Consider the following 16,669-nt stretch of genomic DNA (forward strand, 5'->3'; position numbering starts at 1 on the left):
CATGCAAATACGGTTGAATTTCCTCCCAAACCATGCACGCCAGACGCGCGGCCTCGCGCATCGCGCGCAATTCCCCAGGTTCCTTGGGCACGGCAAGCTGAACCAACAAACGATCGGTGGTGGCGAGTTTGATTTGAGGAAAATGTTTGTGAATCTGCGTGGTCAGGTAATACGTGAGATGATGCTCTTCAAAGCCGGCGCGGATTCCGGGCGGCAACGCGTTTTTCTCTTTGAGCGGAACGAAGAGATCGCGGTAGGCAATCAAAATCTCGGCGTTATGCACTTCGGCGCGGGATTGATCGCGATAGCGCCAATCCGTCACCAGAAAACATTGCTCAGGCGTGACCAACCCGATGGCGTTCGATCCGGTGAAGCCGAAAAAATACCGGATGCTGGCGGGCGAACTGATGATCATTGCGCCAAGCTCCTGCTCGCGCAAACACTGCCGCAAGCGCGCGATTCTATCCGGCATTCTGGGTCTCTTGCAGGCGCTTTTTCAGGTAATCGATTTTGTCGCGGTATTGCCGGTTGGCGGGATCTTTTTTGCTCAACAATTCAAACACGCCGATGGCCTTGGCATATTGCCCTTGCGCCGCATAAATCTCGCCGAGCGTGGGGGTGACGATTTTATCGCGCGGCTGCAATTCGGCGCTGGGCGGCGCAACGCTGTCACCCAATTGTTCCATCATGCGCACAGAGGTGGGCCGGCGGCGGTTAGGGGCCGGCGCAGATTTGGGCGTCAGCTCCTCCATCGCCTCCTGCGGCACGACGTTGTTCGCAGTCACGGCTGGGGGCACATCACTAAAATCAAAGTCAAAATCACTTGAACGCGCCGGTATGGTCTGCGAGGGCCGTGAGGGCGGCTCTTCTTCCGCCTGATAGTTATCAGCCTCAATTGCCGGGCTTTTTTCCGGCTCGTGCGTATGCGCCGGCTCGCTCACACCCCGTTCGCGCGGCGGCTCTTGCTTGCTCAACGGCTGAATGTCGAAATCATCCTCGCTCGACAATGATTCGGCGGGCGGCGCCGGGCGGGCGCGATCATTCTCCGGAGCAAAGTAGCGTTCCGTCGCATCTTCCAAAACTTCGTCGTTGAAAATGTCATCGAGAATGGAGGAGAAGCGCGCTTCGTCGGATTTGGTGAGCGGGCCGGCGATGGGCTGCACGCGTTCTGCCGGCGTTTCGTTCGCCGCGGCCAGATCTTCCAGATGATCGAAATCAGCTTGCGGCACAACCGGAGTCACCGGCTTCGGTTGGGTCTCTCGTCGTTTTGAAGAGGTATCCAGAAGCTCTTCATCGGTGATGGGCAGCGCGGTGACCGGCGCTTTGGCCGGGCGGGCAGTTGGTTTCGCGGGTGCTGCGGCGATACCTTCCGTTGCTACAACTGGCAAGGGCGCGGGAGCGGCCTGGCTTTGCCGTGCAAATTCATTGACCACGGATTGCACATAGTCATCGAGGGGATCAATATGCAAAATTTTGCGATAGCTCATTTCACACGTGTTATCCCATTCGATCTCGCGCATGAGGTCGCCATAATGGCGCAACGCCGCGATATGCTTGGGATCAAACAGCAATACCCGCTTGAATTCCTTCTCCGCCAAATCATAAAGCTTTTTCTGGCGGTAACATTTGCCGAGCACGAAATGGCCCGTGACATAATACGGGTGACGGCGCACGCCTTCTTCACAAATTTGTATCGCCTCTTCGAGGCGTTCATTGCGCATCAGCGCCTCTGCCACACGCGCAAAGGTGAGGGAATCCGGGTTTTGCTGCAGCAAAACTTGCAGGGACTCCAGGCGCTCGGTTTCAACTCTAGTCATGACAGCTTCCTTGATTCAGAACGTCCTGCATGACGCCGATTAGGGGCGATACTTGAGGCGTCACATCTATTGAGGTTGCAAAACACTTTTGGTCCGTCCGGCCAGCCAAACCGGCTGGTTGAATCTCTCGCGCAGTTGGGGCAGTAGCGTATGCTTCACCGACAGAAATCCAATATAACCGTAACCGCAGCAGAAAAGACTCTGAAACGGCACGGCAGCAAATTCGGCGTAGCTCAGCGAGATGACGATACCGGCAAAACTATAGAAGGCGAGCAGCAATTCGACTATGCCCCAGCCGGTAAAACGCTTCATGGATCCACGAACATTGAAATACGTTTTGTCAAGAAAATGATCGCGGTTGCTTTCAATGCGATATTTCGGCGTGCGTTGAAATTCGCTTTTGCGATTGCACAACCCCTGCACAATCGCGCGCGTGTTGTTGAACGCCAGGCCCATACTGCCGGCCATAAAAAGCGGAAAATAAAGAATACGCTTGCGCCAATCGGGATAAAGCTCTTTTTGCGAGGTAACGTACATCAACAAGGAGCCAAAGAAAGCCAGCAAGAAAAACGAACTGATGGCGAAATACGAGCTGTAATCGTGCGCGCTTTCATTCTTCAGCAAAATCAGCGGCAAATTCAGCAAGCCGACGATAAAAATAAACGGAAAAACCAGATTGTTGGACAAGTGAATCGTCGACTGCAATTTGAGGCGCAACGGCATAGCCGAGCGCCAAACTTGCGGCAGAATTTTTTTCGAAGTTTCGATCGCGCCCTTGGTCCAACGGAATTGCTGCGATTTCAGCGCGCCGATTTCCGCGGGCAATTCCGAGGAGCAGACCGCATCCTGCAGGTATTTGAACTTCCAGCCGCGCAATTGCGCGCGATAACTGAGATCGAGATCTTCGGTAAGCGTATCATCCGACCAGTTGCCGGCATCGAGAATGCAGGCTTTGCGCCAAATGCCAGCGGTGCCGTTGAAATTGATGAAAAAGCCCGCGCCGTTGCGCGCGGTTTGTTCAATCACAAAATGGCCGTCAAGGCCGATGGCCTGAGCGCGCGTGAGCATCGAGAAATTCGGGTTCAAATGTCCCCACCGCGTTTGCACCATTCCCACACCGGTATCTGCAAAATAGGGAATCGTGCGCGCCAAAAAATCCCGCGGTGGAATGAAATCCGCATCAAAAATTGCGATAAAATCGCCCGTCGCTTGCGCCAGCCCATCTTTCAAAGCGCCAGCCTTGAAGCCTTTGCGATTTTCGCGATGCAACAACGAAATATTGTAACCGCGGCTGCGATATTCATGAACACACTTTTGCGAGAGGCTAAGTGTATCGTCGGTCGAATCGTCCAGAACCTGAATTTCCAAACGATCGAGAGGATACGTCATGCGGCAGACCGCATGAATCAAGCGCTCAACCACATAGTATTCGTTAAAAACCGGCAATTGAATCGTGACCTTGGGATGGTGTTTGAGCGGTTTCGGGCGCAAGCCGACGACTTGCCGGAATTTCTTGAAGTAATAAACCATCAAAAAACCGTGCGCGCCAAACACAAACAAAATCACGAGGGCCACAAAATAAACCGAAAGAACGAGGTATTCTAAAACAGTTAGCATAACTTTTACGTTCACCGCCGCCATTTGCTAGTGTTGCGGCCGCGGTTGAAACCTACCTCCTTAAAATCTTTTCATCTTTAGAAATACGGCGAGGATTATAAGTAAATCAAATCTAAAGCGCAACTTTTTTATTGGGTTATCATATGTACACACACCAGCGTTGCAACAATGTAACATTACCAGCCGGAAACCGTGCGATTGAGTACCTCCGTGGCAATTTTTTCTACGGCTTCAGCGATCGCGCTTTGGCGATCGCCGGAATTCGCGCCGCCCGGCGAGTAAGCGCCAAATTGCGTGAGTTCCTCTTCCCACAAAACTTTGCGCTTTTTGACATCATCACATTTTATTTTTGCCGTCAAATAAACGCGAATCTCCTGCACTTGCTCTTGCGAAGTATATGCGCCGGCTTGCTCGTTCAGGCGCAAAATCGTGCCGGCGACAATCACATCCGCCAAGCGGCGGTCGGCGATTTTCAACGTATTATCGCGATTGAAACTCGCGATGATGGCGTTTGTGAGCTGTTCCTTAACGCCGAATTCGGCAGTTTGATCGTCAAAAATCGGTACTGCCACGGTTTTGAGATGAGGATTTGCCGAGCCGGAAAACGAATAAACGCCGCAACCGACCGTTGCCAACATCCCCATGCACAGCGCGCTTGCCAATCTATTCAGATTGCCGGCGACTGACTTGATATTCCTAGCGGCACCGAGGGAACCCTCTTCCCTTCTATCTTGAAAAAAAATTCCGTTGAATGACATTTCAGAAGGTGAATTGAGCATCGCTAAAACGGCAAATTATACTCTTTGATTTTGCGGTAAAGCGTGCGTTCGCTGATTTTGAGAATCTTGGCAGCCTTGCGGCGATTGCCGTTGGTGCGTTGCAGGGCTTCGTAAATCAAGCGCTTTTGCATGCCCTCGATCGATTCCATGTCTTCTTCTTCGTTGCCGACTTCATCGGCGCTCACATCCTGCACGACATCCGTCTCCACAAAGCCGCCCGGTTTGAGACGCCGCATCGGCGAAACGTAACGCCCGACAATCAACTCGCGCAACTGCGCAATTTCGTTTTTAAGATCGATCAGCGCGCGATAAATAAACTCGCGCTCGACTTCTTCACTGCGGCGGTTCAACGGCACGGGCAAACGGCGATCATACTCTGACCGGCGCGGCAAATGCTGGCGCACAACATTTTCGTCGACGCGCCTGCCGCGTTCTATAACAATCAACATTTCCACAAAATTCCGCAGCTCACGCACATTGCCGGGCCAGTGATAATCCTGCAACGCGCGAATCGCGCCCTCAGACATGCCCTCGAATTCGATTCTATTTTCACGGCAGAAATCATTCACAAACTTCTTGACGAGCGCCGGAACATCCTGCAAGCGATCGCGCAAGGACGGAATGCGCAGCCGGATCGCATTCAAACGGAAGAACAAATCCTCCCGGAACCGGCCGTGCTCAACCGCCTCGCGCAAATCCTTGTTGGTGGCGGCGACCACGCGCACATCCACATTGCGATTGCTGCTGCCGCCGACGCGAATAAAATCCTTGCCTTCGAGCAAGCGCAAAAACTTGACTTGCGCCGGCAGCGGCATGTCGCCGACTTCATCGAGAAACAGCGTGCCGCCGTCGGCTTGCTCGAAATAGCCCTTGCGCGAGCCGATTGCGCCGGTGAACGCGCCCTTTTCATGCCCGAATAATTCCGACTCGATGATTCCTTCGGGAATGGCGCCGGCATTCACCACCACAAACGGTTTGTCGGCGCGCGGGCTGAGACGGTGAATCGCGTTGGCCACCAGTTCTTTACCGGTGCCGCTCTCGCCAAGAATCAATACTGGAATATTCGTGGGCGCAACTTGCTGGATCGTTTCGAGCATCTGCCAGATTTCCGGCGAGTCGCCGACCAGGCCAATCTCGTCGCGCAACGTGTGCAAATCGTCTTGCGCGCCGTTAACCTTCCCCGGAAGAGCATTCATGGGATTCGACTAGTGGGTTAAAATGTTTTCGTTTGCTTGCTGCAAGTCATCGCTTGTTCTGAAACCACTGCACGGTCTGAGTCAGGCCCTGTTCGAGCGTCACCTTCGGTCGCCAACCCAACAGCCTGGCGGCTTTATCATGTGACAACACACTGCGTAATTGTTCACCGGCTTTCGCCGCACCGTGCAACTCCTTCACGCGGTTGCCCGTGGCTTGATTGAGAATGCGAAACAACTGGTTGACGTCTGTTTCAATGCCGGTGCCGACATTAAAATAATCGTTTTGGGGATAGTCAAGCGCGCGCAGATTTGCCGCCACGACGTCGCCCACGTAAACATAGTCGCGCGTCTGCTTGCCGTCGCCGTTGATCATAGGCTGCTCACCGCCCAGCATGCGCGAGGTGAAAATCGCCACCACGCCGGCTTCGCCATGCGGGCTTTGGCGCGGGCCGTAAACATTGGCGTAACGCAACAAGGCATAGTTGATGCCGTAATTTTGCCCGAAGAAAACGATATATTTTTCGCACGCCAGCTTGGTGATGCCGTAGGGTGACGCCGGCCAGGTGGGATGCTCTTCATCTGCCGGAAACTGCACTTGCTCGCCATAAATCGCGCCGCCGGTGGAAGCAAAAATGAATTTCTTCACATTCGTCTTTTGCGCCTGCTGCAACAGGTTCAAGGTGCCGAGAATGTTCACCTCGGCATCATAACGCGGATCCGCGACCGATTTGCGCACATCCATCTGTGCAGCTTGATGATAAACGACTTCAAAGCGCTCGCGCTGAAAGATGTTCTCCACCTCTTGATCCCGAATATCAACATGATAGAATTTTGCCTGCGAATTGAGATTCTCTTTTCGCCCGGTGATCAAATTATCCATCACGGCAACGTCGTGTCCCTGCGCGATCAACGCATCAACAATGTGAGACCCAATGAAACCGGCTCCACCGGTAACCAAAATCTTCATGCTTCATCCTTTCAGAGTTAATGACTCTTCCTGATTTATTGAATATCTTTAGTGCCCGTTTTGCTAGCGCGCCTTTAAAACCACCCTCTGATCGTGACCTAAACACAAGCCACTTCCTGACTCATTTTAAATGTTTCACCGCTTTCGCCCCAATATCGCTGCGGTAGTGCGCGCCTGCAAAGGAAATGCGGTTTACGCCTGCATAGGCGCGCTCACGCGCCTGCTCAAACGTATTGCCCAACCCCGTCACCGCAAGCACACGGCCGCCGTTGGTTACCAGCCGGTTTTCCGAATCGCGCGCCGTGCCCGAATGAAACGTCAAAACATTTTCATCATCGCTTTGGCGTATACCCGAGATTGCTTTGCCTTTTTGATAATCCCCGGGATAGCCCGCCGAGGCCATCACAACGGTGAGCGCCCATGCCGAATGGCTTGCTTCTTCGGCCGCTGGCAGCGCGTCGTGCATCGTGCGCCACATCAACTCAGCTAAATCCCCCTTCAGCAAAGGCAAAATCACCTGCGCTTCCGGATCACCCAAGCGGCAGTTGAATTCGACGACTTTGGGACCGTCAGCCGTAATCATCAAACCGGCATACAAAACGCCGCGATACCTCCGGCCTTCTTTCGCCAGGCCTTGAATCGTGGGCTGCAAAATTTCACGTTCGACACGTTGCTGCAAAACACGATTCATGACGGGCGCAGGAGCATATGCGCCCATGCCGCCGGTATTCGGGCCGGTGTCGCCGTCATACACGGCTTTGTGATCCTGCGCCGGCGGCAAGGTGATGAAATTCACGCCGTCGGTGAGGCACAACACCGAAACTTCTTCGCCGGGCATGAATTCTTCAATCACCACGCGCTTACCGGCTTCGCCGAAAATTTTTTGGGCGAAGATGGCGGCAATGGCTGCATTGGCTTCTTCGCGGGATTTTGCCACGATTGCGCCTTTACCGGCGGCAAGGCCGTCAGCTTTTATCACAATCGGAATCGCACAATTGGAAAGATAGTCGCGCGCGGCTCCTTCCTGTTCAAAAATTCTATAATCAGCCGTTGGGATGCCGTGCCGGCGCATGAACTCTTTTGCGAAAACCTTGCTGCCCTCAATCTGCGCCGCCGCTTGCGAAGGGCCGAAAATCGCCAAACCCTGTTCTTCAAAATTGTCAACAATGCCTGCCACCAACGGCGCTTCCGGTCCAACCACGGTCATGTCGATTTTCGCTGTTCGCGCAAAATGCAACAGTTCTGGGACACGAACCGGAGAAATATCGACACATTCCGCCAATTGCGCAATGCCGGGATTGCCGGGCGCCATTGAAAGAGTGAGAATTACCATCGCATGCTCACGCCCGCCGCCGCCGATGACGAGAATACGCAAATGTCGCAAAGGAATTTGACCTGCTCTGGAATTTCTCATCATGAACTAAAATTATTTTCGAAAGACAAAGATCGAGGAGAATAAAGCGCTGGCGGTCTTTGCAATCTTCGACTTTCCATTCGCACGCTTCGCATCATCTCCTCCGCCGCTTGCTTTTTTTAACAGTGTAGGTTGCGACGGCTTTCTTCTTCTCTCCGGTTTTCAGATGCTCGATTTCATTGCGTAATTCTGCAGCGCGCTCGAATTCGAGTTTTTTCGCCGCATCGAGCATTTCTTTTTCGAGGCGATCGAGCAATTCCTCTCGCTCAAATGGCGACAGCTTTTGCCAGGCCGATTCAGAAATTTGCGCCGGGGTTTCACGATTGTATTTGCTGTCGGCCCTGACATCCGCCACTTGCGTCGAGCTTAAAATTTCTTCCGTGCTTTTGTAAATGGTCTTCGGCGTGATGCCGTGTTCTTCATTATACTTTCGCTGAATCTCGCGCCGGCGATCGGTTTCGTCGATCATTTTGCGCATCGAGCCGGTAATCCTATCGGCATACATGATCACTTTGCCATTCACGTTGCGCGCGGCGCGGCCGCCGGTTTGAATTAGTGAACGCTCGCTGCGCAAATAGCCTTCTTTGTCCGCATCGAGAATCGCAACCAGCGAAACTTCCGGCAAATCCAGGCCTTCACGCAGCAAATTCACGCCGACGAGCACGTCGAATTCCGCCAGGCGCAAATCACGCACAATTTCGACGCGATCAAGCGCATCGATTTCCGAATGCAAATAGCGCACGCGGATGTCCAACTCCGCGAGATAATCCGTCAAATCCTCGGCCATGCGCTTCGTAAGCGTCGTCACCAAGACGCGTTCCTGTCTTGCCACGCGCTGGCGAATTTCACCGATCAAATCATCTATTTGATTTGCCACCGGGCGCACGTCGACTTCGGGATCCATCAAGCCGGTCGGGCGAATCACCTGTTCGACAATCACGCCGCGGCTCTTCTCCAGTTCGTAGGCTGCCGGCGTTGCCGAAACATAAATCATCTGGTTCATCATCGACTCATATTCCTCGAACTTCAACGGCCGATTGTCGAGCGCCGAGGGCAGGCGAAAGCCGTGTTCGACCAGCGTTTCTTTGCGCGAACGATCGCCATGATACATGGCCGTTATTTGCGGGATGGTCGCGTGTGACTCGTCGATGATTGTGATAAAATCTTTCGGGAAATAATCAATTAATGTGAACGGGCGTTGCCCCGCTTGCCGGCCGGAAAGATGTCGCGAGTAGTTTTCGACGCCATGGCAGGTGCCGATTTCCTGCAGCATTTCGAGATCAAAATTCGTGCGCATCTCGAGGCGCTGTGCTTCCAGCAGTTTGTTGTGCTGTCGAAACCATTCCAAACGCTCGGCCAACTCGATTCGAATCGCAGCGAGGGCGCGCAACACTTTTTCCCGCGGGGTGACGAAATGCTTGGCCGGAAAGATGGCAACACTGTCGACTTCGCCCAAGATTTCGCCGGTTAATGTGTTAATCTGAGAAAAGGATTCGATTTCATTGCCGAACATTTCAATGCGATACGCCTCGCGCTCGTAGGCCGGAATGACTTCGACGACGTCCCCGCGCACGCGAAACGTGCCGCGGCTGAAATCGAAATCATTGCGCGTGTATTGCATATCGACCAGCCGCTCCAAAATGCGGTTGCGTTCGATGCGCTGGCCGCGATTGAGCATGAGCAGCTCGGCCTTGTAATCTTCCGGATCGCCCAAGCCGTAAATGCACGACACCGAGGCCACGATCAGAACATCTTTGCGCGACAGCAACGCGCTGGTGGCCTTCAGGCGCAAACGGTCGATTTCATCGTTGATCGCCGTGTCTTTTTCGATGTAGGTATCCGTCGTCGGTACATAAGCTTCGGGCTGATAGTAATCATAATAACTGATAAAATATTCCACGGCATTACGCGGGAAAAAACTCTTAAATTCGCCGTAAAGCTGAGCCGCGAGTGTTTTATTGTGAGAAATGACCAGCACCGGGCGATTCACTTTTGCGATCACGTTCGCCAGAGTGAATGTTTTACCACTACCGGTTACGCCCAACAAGGTTTGGTGTTTTTCACCGTTTTCGAGACCTGCCGTAAGCTCTTGAATCGCTTGCGGCTGATCGCCGGTGGGTTGGTAGTCTGAAACCAGTTCAAATCGGTCCATAAATTAAAAAAGATTAGCCATCCCACAACTGCAAGATGGCTTGATCATCATTTCCACGTGATTGTGCATGCAAAATTGTCGCCACAACGGCACAATGTCAAATTGTCAAAACCGAGTGGAATATACGTTCCCACGCCAACAATGTCAAGCGGTGCGCCTACCCGGCGGCGTGCGGCATTTTGCCTTGCCCGATGCAACAGAATCGTTGGCAGCATGATCGAACTTGCGTTCTTCGCTCATCGCAACAAGGCAGCACGCGATTGCGAGATAAACCGCCATGCCCGGCTCGTGCGTGGCATGATCTTTTGGGAAAAACACCTTGCAAATCAAGGCGCATGGGCTTATATTTCACGCTTGTAATTTGTAAACATAATCGCCGCGCCGGCGAGGTTTTGGAAGAATCTCTAAACTTTCGGAGTGTTTTTTATGGGCATGATGCAAACCATGCGGGGATATACCAAAGTGCTGTTCTATGGCTTGATTTTGGTTTTTGTCGGCACCATCATCTTCGACTGGGGCATGAATGTGACCGGGTTAAGCACGGCAGAATCCACCATTGCCCAGGTGAATGGTGAAAAAATTTCATTGGCGGAATTCGATTTGGCCTGCAATCAGGTGCTGGAGAGCTACAAACAAAGCGGCACGGAAATAAATGACAGCCAACTGAACGCTATTCGCAATCGCGTGTTGGATGATCTCATTCAGAGCAAACTCGTCCGCCAGGAAATCAAAAAGCTGAACATTCACGCGACGGACAAAGAGATTACCTATTACTTGTGGGATCGTCCCCCGGATTTCATCCAGCAGATGTTCCGCACCGAACAAGGGCAATTCGATGTCGCGCGTTATCAAGCGGCGCTCAAGAATCCCCAACTCGATGCCGCATGGATCGGCGTGGAAGAAGAACTGCGCAGCCGCCTGCCGGTGCAAAAGCTGCAAGATATGTTGAGCGCGACGGTCGTGGTCACCGAAAGCCAGGTTAAAGAGGAATACCTCAAGCGCAATCAAAAAGCGAGTGTGCGCTATGCGCAATTTCCTGCGGACAAGTATCGTTCCGCCGCCGTTACGATTACGCCGGCCGAGCTGGAAAAATACTATAAAGAACATCAAGACGAGTTGAAAGAACCGGAAAAGCGCACGATTGATTATGTGATTTTCTCGACACAGCCGACACAACGGGATTCCCAGGCGGTACAGGACACGGCGACGGCGGTTTATCAACGCGCGCTCGCGGGCGAAGATTTTGCAAAACTCGCGGAGATCTATTCCGAAGACGAATCCAACAACACGCGAGGCGGCGATTTGGGCTTCTTCCCCCGCGGCCAAATGGTGAAACCGTTCGAAGAGGCCGCGTTTGCGGCAAATGCCGGCGATATTGTCGGGCCGGTCGCGACGAATTTCGGCTTGCACATTATCAAAGTGGAAGAACGCAAGACAGAAAACAACGAAGAAAAAGTGCGCGCCCGCCACATTCTGCTGCGTTATCAGGCTTCCGCGCAAACTCAAGATACGGCGGAAAGCGACGCACGGTTTTTTGCAGAGCAAGCCCGGCAAACCTCGTGGGCTGAAACCGTCGCCAGCGAAAAGGTGCAAGCGCAAACCAGCACGCCTTTTGTCAAAGGCAACGGCTTCGTTCCGGGCCTGGGGTTGAATTTCGCCGCGTCACAATACATTTTCCGCAATGCCGTGGGCAGTATTAGCGATATTTTCGAGATACCGCAGGGCTATGTCGTCGTGCGCGTGGCCGACATCCAAAAAGAGCACACTAAAGCGCTGGAAGATGCCAAAACGCAAATTGAAACGACGCTGAAAGAGGAACGCTGGAAGCAAATGGCGCAACAGGCGGCGGAGAAATTTTACGCCGATCTGCTCAAATCCGGGACGGAGTCATTTGAAACGCTCGCACAGCGGGATACGGTCACGATCAATTCGCCCGAGCCGTTCACGCGCACGGGTTTTATCACAGGCGTGGGGCGCGACCAGGCTTTCATCGGCACGGCATTTTCGCTGAAGCCGTCGGAATTTTCCAAGCCGGTCAAGGGTATGCGCGGCTCCTACATCATTCAGCTCTTGAGTATCGATCCCTTCAACGAAGCCGATTTCAATATCAAAAAAGATGAAGTCCGCAGCCAACTCACGGATCGCGCCCGGCAGGAAGCATTCGAACAATGGCTAACGGCATTGAAGGAAGACGCCGATATCAAAGATGAGCGTGAGAGATTTTTCTAAAACCTCTTGCCGGAAACTGAAAAGCTCCCTTGTAACGGGAGCTTTTTTGTTTTTATACGTTTCCATTTTCACAAGCTGAAAACAAATTCCCAAAACGGGAATGCCCGAATTTGGCAAAACTCGGCGTCTTCTGTGATCATCGGCGACAAAGCTTTTCTGCCGAAATGCGCCGAAGTCACGGGGCATCGCCGAAAAAAATTGGCAGGATGATTTATCGACAGAATTATTTCAAACCGTTCTGCCGATAAATTATTCGTATAACCTTTCAGAATTTTATTCTGGCTTTGAGCGCCTTACGGCCTGGCCGTTAAGCTGCTGAATGGGTGCCGGCTTGCAGAGAAACCTCGCCCCGCAGCCTCACCGGTTCGGTTTCGCGCGCGCGTATGCGCAAATTCAACATCTCAACAAACACCGAAAACGCCATGGCAAAATAGATATAGCCCTTGGAAATATGCTGATCAAAACCCTCGGCGATGAGCGTCACCCCAATCAACAACAAAAAGCTGAGCGCAAGCATTTTCACGGTGGGCCGGCGGTGGACAAATTCACTGATGGCGCCGGCGAATACCATCATGAATCCCACGGCAATGACAACGGCCGTGACCATGATGGCGACGCGATTGGCCATGCCGATCGCCGTAATCACGGAATCAAGCGAGAAAACGATATCGAGCAACATAATCTGAATCAACACGCTCGCGAATGAGGCTTTCAGCTTGGCTTTTTTGTGTTCTTCCTCGCCTTCAAGCTTTTCGTGAATTTCAAACGTGCTTTTGGCGAGCAGGAACAACCCGCCAACGATGAGAATAATATCGCGCCCTGAAATTTCATTGCTCAAAATTGTGAACAAGGGCTTGGTCAAGCGCATCACCCAAGTCAACGAAAAGAGCAGCACAATGCGTGAAATCATGGCCAGCGCCAGGCCAAGTGTGCGCGCGCGCTGCTGTTGCTCGTGCGGCAATTTGCCCGCCAAAATCGATATGAAAATGATGTTATCGATGCCAAGCACGATTTCGAGCGCGGTCAACGTCACCAGCGCAATCCAGGCTTGCGGGTCGGTAAGCCAATCCATTGTTCGTACTCCCTCTCTGATTTTAGTTCGAGTCTACAAATTTAAATGGGGGTGTCATGAGGTAGGAAAAAATATCTTGATAGCTGTGCCGCGGCCAACTTCACTCGCCACCTGGATTATGCCGCGATGCGACCGCACGATGCCGCGCACCGCCGCCAGCCCGAGCCCCCGTCCGGTGAATTTCGTGCTAAAAAACGGTTCGAACATGCGCGCACGGGTTTCCTCCGTCATGCCGCCGCCGGTATCCCGGATTTCCAAAAAAACGTAGGCGCCGCGCGGCAACGCCTCCGGTTGATTTCCGGCTGGTACCGCATCATTCGTTTGTTGCAGGCCCGTCGTCACCGTTATTTCGCCGTCCTGGCCATTGATCGCATCCGAAGCATTCAAAAACAAATTCGAAACGACTTGCTGCATTTGCGCGGCATCGGCCTGAATGTCCGGTAAGTCGGCCGCAAGCGCATAGCTTAGCTTGACGCGTTCGGTAACCAAAGTTCTCAGCATCGGCTGCATTTCGATGAGCAAGGTGGAAAGATTCACGGATTGCGCGTTGAAGCGCGCCTTGCCGGTGAAAGCAACGATTTGATTCGTCAACTCAGCCGCGCGCAATGCGGCTGCTTCAATCTGCTCGATCGGGTTGCGCAATGGCGCATTTTCCGGCAGGTCTTGCAACGCAAGATTGGCATTACCCAGAATAATGGTCAACAAATTGTTGAAGAGATGAGCCATGCCGCCGGCAAAATCATCCAAACCTTCGGCGGTCTGCGTCCATGAAATTTGACCTTCTGGCGGGGGCTGGGAGGCGCTTTCGGATTGTGATGCGCCGGTATCATGCAAATGTGAACCGGAGCGTATCGGGGGCGCCGCATTGAGCCGGGTCGAAGCGAGCGAGGTATCCGCGCGTGAAACGTGATTTTCAAACAGCTTGCGATAACGATCTTCGCTTTCGCGCAGCGCTTTTTCGACGCGCGTGCGCTCGGCAATTTCCTTTTGCAGAGTTTGATTGAGCGCTTCCACGGTTTGAGCCCGGGTTTCGGCTGCCAGCGCGCGCAGCCGCGCTTCTTCGGCTTGTTTGCGCTCAGAAACATCGCGAATGAGCGTGCGCATCGCGATGGGAACGCCGTTTTTATCCAACACGAACGAGGTTTGCGTCTCCGCGGGAAAAACTGAGCCGTCTTTTTTGCGCATCATAAATTCGTAAATATCCTGCCGTCCCGAGCGCGAGTATTGCTGTTGCTGCGCGCGGCTCTCGGCAACATAAGACTTGATGAGCGCCACGGCGCGCTCGAACTCTTGTTCGGCAAAGAGCTGCGGAATCTCGATGCTGCCACGCGCAAAATCCTCTTCGGAATATCCAAACAAGATATGCGCCATCCGGTTCATGTAAGTAAGATGTGGCACGACGATATCAATTTCCAGCAACGCTTCCGGCAAATAGTAAAGAAAATCGTTGAACTGATTGCGCAGACTTTGCAATTCTTTGATCAAAGAATCCATGAATTTCCTGCACACGTGATGGAGGGCGTGAACGAGAATGACATTTGCCCATCGCCTCTAGTTGGCCGAACTTCTCAATCAAATCCGGTGAATTGCTTACGCTGTTCCGCCCTGAAGGTTGGCGTATCGCGCCAATCTTTCCCCGCAATCACACGATTGCCGGCGTGCTCTACATCAGTGCATCAATCTTGGCAGCTAGATCAAAATCGCGTTGACTGATGCCGCCGGCGTCATGCGTGGTCAAATCGATGGCAACGCGATTATAGACATTCGACCACTCCGGGTGATGATTCATCGACTCCGCAATCAGCGCAACGCTCGCCATAAACCCGAAGGCTTCGACGAAAGAACCGAAGTGCAAACTCTTATGCAATTTGCCGTTCACCAAAGCCCAGCCGCGCAAGGCCGCCAGGTTATCTTCGATTTCGGCCTCGGATAATTTCTTGATGGCTACCATCAGGCGCCCTCCTCGTTGAAATGATTTTAATCCCGAGAATTTTCTAAAAAACGTTTTTGCCTGAGAGTCAGAGCTTCAAATACCCCAAAATATCATCGTAAATCCCACCTTGATTGGAATACAAAGCATAATTGCGCGCGGTCGCAAACCATTCTTTGGTGGTTGGTTTCAGCGACGCCATTGCCGCCAACAGGCCCTTTGCCGTCAATGGCGCGGGCATTCCCTTTTGCATGGCCTCACGCAGCTTGCCTTCCACGGCAATATCAACTACCGCCTTCAAATCTGCGCCGGAAAAATTTTCCGTTTTCTTGGCAAGCTGCATGTAATCGATTTCTTCCATCGGTTTCCCGTGCAGAAGAATCTTGAAAATCGCCGCGCGCGCGGCGACGTCGGGTGGCGGCACAAATAAAATGCGATCAAACCGGCCAGGACGGCGGAACGCCGAGTCCAGATGCCAGGGCGCATTCGTGGCCGCCAAAATCAACACGCCTTCATTCGAGGTTTTCACCCCATCCAATTCTGCGAGGAACTGATTGATCAACTGCCGGCCCGCGCTTTTGCGCATGTCGCTGCGGCTCGCGCCCAGCGCATCGACTTCATCGAAGAACAAGACACAGGGCGCATGTGTACGCGCATGCTCGAAAATCTCGTGCAGATTCGCTTCGCTTTGCCCGATCCACATATCGAGCACATCGTTGATGCCGACCGCTAAAAAATTAGCATCAACCTCGCCGGCAGTGGCGCGCGCCAAGTACGTTTTTCCGCAGCCGGGCGGGCCATACATCAAGATGCCGCCTCCCACGGTTTTGCCATAAGCGCGATAAAGGTCCGGCTGGGTTAGCGGAAAAATGATCTTCATGCGAATTTCATCTTTGAGCTTGTCCATGCCGCCAACGTCTTTGAATGCAATGGTCGGGCGCTCAAGCGTGGTGTCGGGCAATTCCGGCAGTTCACCTGCCGGCAGACGCTCGCGCTCGTCGTAGTTCTCTTGTTTGAGATAAGGGGCAAGCCGTTCGGCAAGCTTGGCATCGGCCAGCGAGGGATCAAGCTCGAGGGCGCGACGATAGGCGGCGGCAGCCTCCTCTTTTTCACCTGCGCTCAACAATAACCGCGCGTGCAAAATGTGAGCGCGCACCGGCGCTTTGGAATTTTTTAGAATATCTTCAATGATCACCAACGATTCTGAGACTTTGCCTTGCTCAAAAAACGCGCACGCCAGGCCGATTTTTAGCATAAGATCTTCGGGCGCCAGCGCCAGTGCGGCGCGATATTCCTTTTCGGCTTCGCCAGGCCGATCGCTATCCAGAAGCGTGTCTGCCAAATGCATACGCAAGGGAACATTATCGGGCGATTGCTTGACCGCCTCGCGCAATGCTTGAATGACGTCATTCGTCGGTGTCATGAGGAATGCCTGCTTGCTTTTTGAATTCTGGCGATTTGTTTGAGATGATGCCGCAGATGCTCTGCAATCCAAA

13 protein-coding genes are annotated in these 16,669 nt (G+C 53.0%); 1 reads left to right on the forward strand and 12 read right to left on the reverse strand.

The genetic code is table 11. The features are described from left to right. The 8 genes from FBQ85_21400 to uvrB all read right to left on the reverse strand — a co-directional run. Window positions 1-472, reverse strand: a 472-nt coding sequence (locus tag FBQ85_21400) for a hypothetical protein (protein MDL1877694.1), incomplete at its 3' end; no start/stop codon positions are given. Then, window positions 462-1,817 carry a hypothetical protein gene (locus FBQ85_21405; GenBank protein ID MDL1877695.1) on the reverse strand — a complete coding sequence of 452 codons (1,356 nt, stop codon included), beginning with the start codon at window positions 1,815-1,817 and terminating at the stop codon, window positions 462-464. The genes FBQ85_21400 and FBQ85_21405, both read right to left, overlap by 11 nt. Before the next feature lie 66 nt (window positions 1,818-1,883). After that, on the reverse strand, window positions 1,884-3,434 hold the full coding sequence (locus FBQ85_21410; protein MDL1877696.1) for a glycosyltransferase: 1,551 nt from the start codon (window positions 3,432-3,434) through the stop codon (window positions 1,884-1,886). 176 nt (window positions 3,435-3,610) lie between these two features. Further along, window positions 3,611-4,213 carry a hypothetical protein gene (locus FBQ85_21415; protein ID MDL1877697.1) on the reverse strand — a complete coding sequence of 201 codons (603 nt, stop codon included), beginning with the start codon at window positions 4,211-4,213 and terminating at the stop codon, window positions 3,611-3,613. 2 nt (window positions 4,214-4,215) lie between these two features. Continuing rightward, the gene (locus tag FBQ85_21420) at window positions 4,216-5,409 is read right to left on the reverse strand and encodes a sigma-54-dependent Fis family transcriptional regulator (GenBank protein ID MDL1877698.1); all 1,194 of its coding nucleotides are present in this window, start codon (window positions 5,407-5,409) and stop codon (window positions 4,216-4,218) included. A 46-nt stretch (window positions 5,410-5,455) separates the two neighbouring features. After that, window positions 5,456-6,376, reverse strand: a complete 921-nt coding sequence (locus FBQ85_21425) for an SDR family oxidoreductase (protein MDL1877699.1) — start codon at window positions 6,374-6,376, stop codon at window positions 5,456-5,458. 121 nt (window positions 6,377-6,497) lie between these two features. Beyond that, window positions 6,498-7,751, reverse strand: coding sequence for a phosphoribosylamine--glycine ligase (gene purD / locus FBQ85_21430; GenBank protein MDL1877700.1), 1,254 nt, complete (start codon window positions 7,749-7,751; stop codon window positions 6,498-6,500). 133 nt (window positions 7,752-7,884) lie between these two features. After that, entirely contained in the window at window positions 7,885-9,942 is a 2,058-nt protein-coding gene (gene uvrB / locus FBQ85_21435; GenBank protein MDL1877701.1) for an excinuclease ABC subunit UvrB, read from the reverse strand. Between the two features lie 426 nt (window positions 9,943-10,368). Here uvrB and FBQ85_21440 point away from each other — a divergent pair, with 426 nt between their 5' ends. Next, a complete protein-coding gene (locus FBQ85_21440) occupies window positions 10,369-12,171 on the forward strand; it encodes a hypothetical protein (protein ID MDL1877702.1) in 1,803 nt (600 codons plus the stop codon). 307 nt (window positions 12,172-12,478) lie between these two features. On the opposite strand, the gene FBQ85_21445 is transcribed toward FBQ85_21440, so the two are convergent. The 4 genes from FBQ85_21445 to FBQ85_21460 form a co-directional block, all read right to left on the reverse strand. After that, window positions 12,479-13,243 carry a TerC family protein gene (locus tag FBQ85_21445; protein ID MDL1877703.1) on the reverse strand — a complete coding sequence of 255 codons (765 nt, stop codon included), beginning with the start codon at window positions 13,241-13,243 and terminating at the stop codon, window positions 12,479-12,481. 54 nt (window positions 13,244-13,297) lie between these two features. After that, the gene (locus tag FBQ85_21450) at window positions 13,298-14,737 is read right to left on the reverse strand and encodes a PAS domain S-box protein (GenBank protein MDL1877704.1); all 1,440 of its coding nucleotides are present in this window, start codon (window positions 14,735-14,737) and stop codon (window positions 13,298-13,300) included. A gap of 169 nt (window positions 14,738-14,906) precedes the next feature. Beyond that, complete coding sequence (locus FBQ85_21455) at window positions 14,907-15,194, reverse strand: 4a-hydroxytetrahydrobiopterin dehydratase (protein MDL1877705.1); 288 nt, start codon at window positions 15,192-15,194, stop codon at window positions 14,907-14,909. 67 nt (window positions 15,195-15,261) lie between these two features. After that, complete coding sequence (locus FBQ85_21460; protein ID MDL1877706.1) at window positions 15,262-16,596, reverse strand: AAA family ATPase; 1,335 nt, start codon at window positions 16,594-16,596, stop codon at window positions 15,262-15,264. Window positions 16,597-16,669 lie beyond the last annotated feature (73 nt).

It is taken from the genome of Cytophagia bacterium CHB2 (assembly GCA_030263535.1).
Classification (GTDB): Bacteria; Zhuqueibacterota; Zhuqueibacteria; order Zhuqueibacterales; family Zhuqueibacteraceae; genus Coneutiohabitans.

Excerpts from the sequence above, each read along its gene's own strand:
- FBQ85_21405 (MDL1877695.1), bottom strand. The coding sequence starts at position 1,817 with ATGACTAGAGTTGAAACCGAGCGCCTGGAGTCCCTGCAAGTTTTGCTG.
- FBQ85_21410 (MDL1877696.1), bottom strand. The coding sequence starts at position 3,434 with ATGCTAACTGTTTTAGAATACCTCGTTCTTTCGGTTTATTTTGTGGCC.
- FBQ85_21415 (MDL1877697.1), bottom strand. The coding sequence starts at position 4,213 with ATGCTCAATTCACCTTCTGAAATGTCATTCAACGGAATTTTTTTTCAA.
- FBQ85_21420 (MDL1877698.1), bottom strand. The coding sequence starts at position 5,409 with ATGAATGCTCTTCCGGGGAAGGTTAACGGCGCGCAAGACGATTTGCAC.
- FBQ85_21425 (MDL1877699.1), bottom strand. The coding sequence starts at position 6,376 with ATGAAGATTTTGGTTACCGGTGGAGCCGGTTTCATTGGGTCTCACATT.
- uvrB (MDL1877701.1), bottom strand. The coding sequence starts at position 9,942 with ATGGACCGATTTGAACTGGTTTCAGACTACCAACCCACCGGCGATCAG.
- FBQ85_21440 (MDL1877702.1), top strand. The coding sequence starts at position 10,369 with ATGGGCATGATGCAAACCATGCGGGGATATACCAAAGTGCTGTTCTAT.
- FBQ85_21445 (MDL1877703.1), bottom strand. The coding sequence starts at position 13,243 with ATGGATTGGCTTACCGACCCGCAAGCCTGGATTGCGCTGGTGACGTTG.
- FBQ85_21450 (MDL1877704.1), bottom strand. The coding sequence starts at position 14,737 with ATGGATTCTTTGATCAAAGAATTGCAAAGTCTGCGCAATCAGTTCAAC.
- FBQ85_21455 (MDL1877705.1), bottom strand. The coding sequence starts at position 15,194 with ATGGTAGCCATCAAGAAATTATCCGAGGCCGAAATCGAAGATAACCTG.
- FBQ85_21460 (MDL1877706.1), bottom strand. The coding sequence starts at position 16,596 with ATGACACCGACGAATGACGTCATTCAAGCATTGCGCGAGGCGGTCAAG.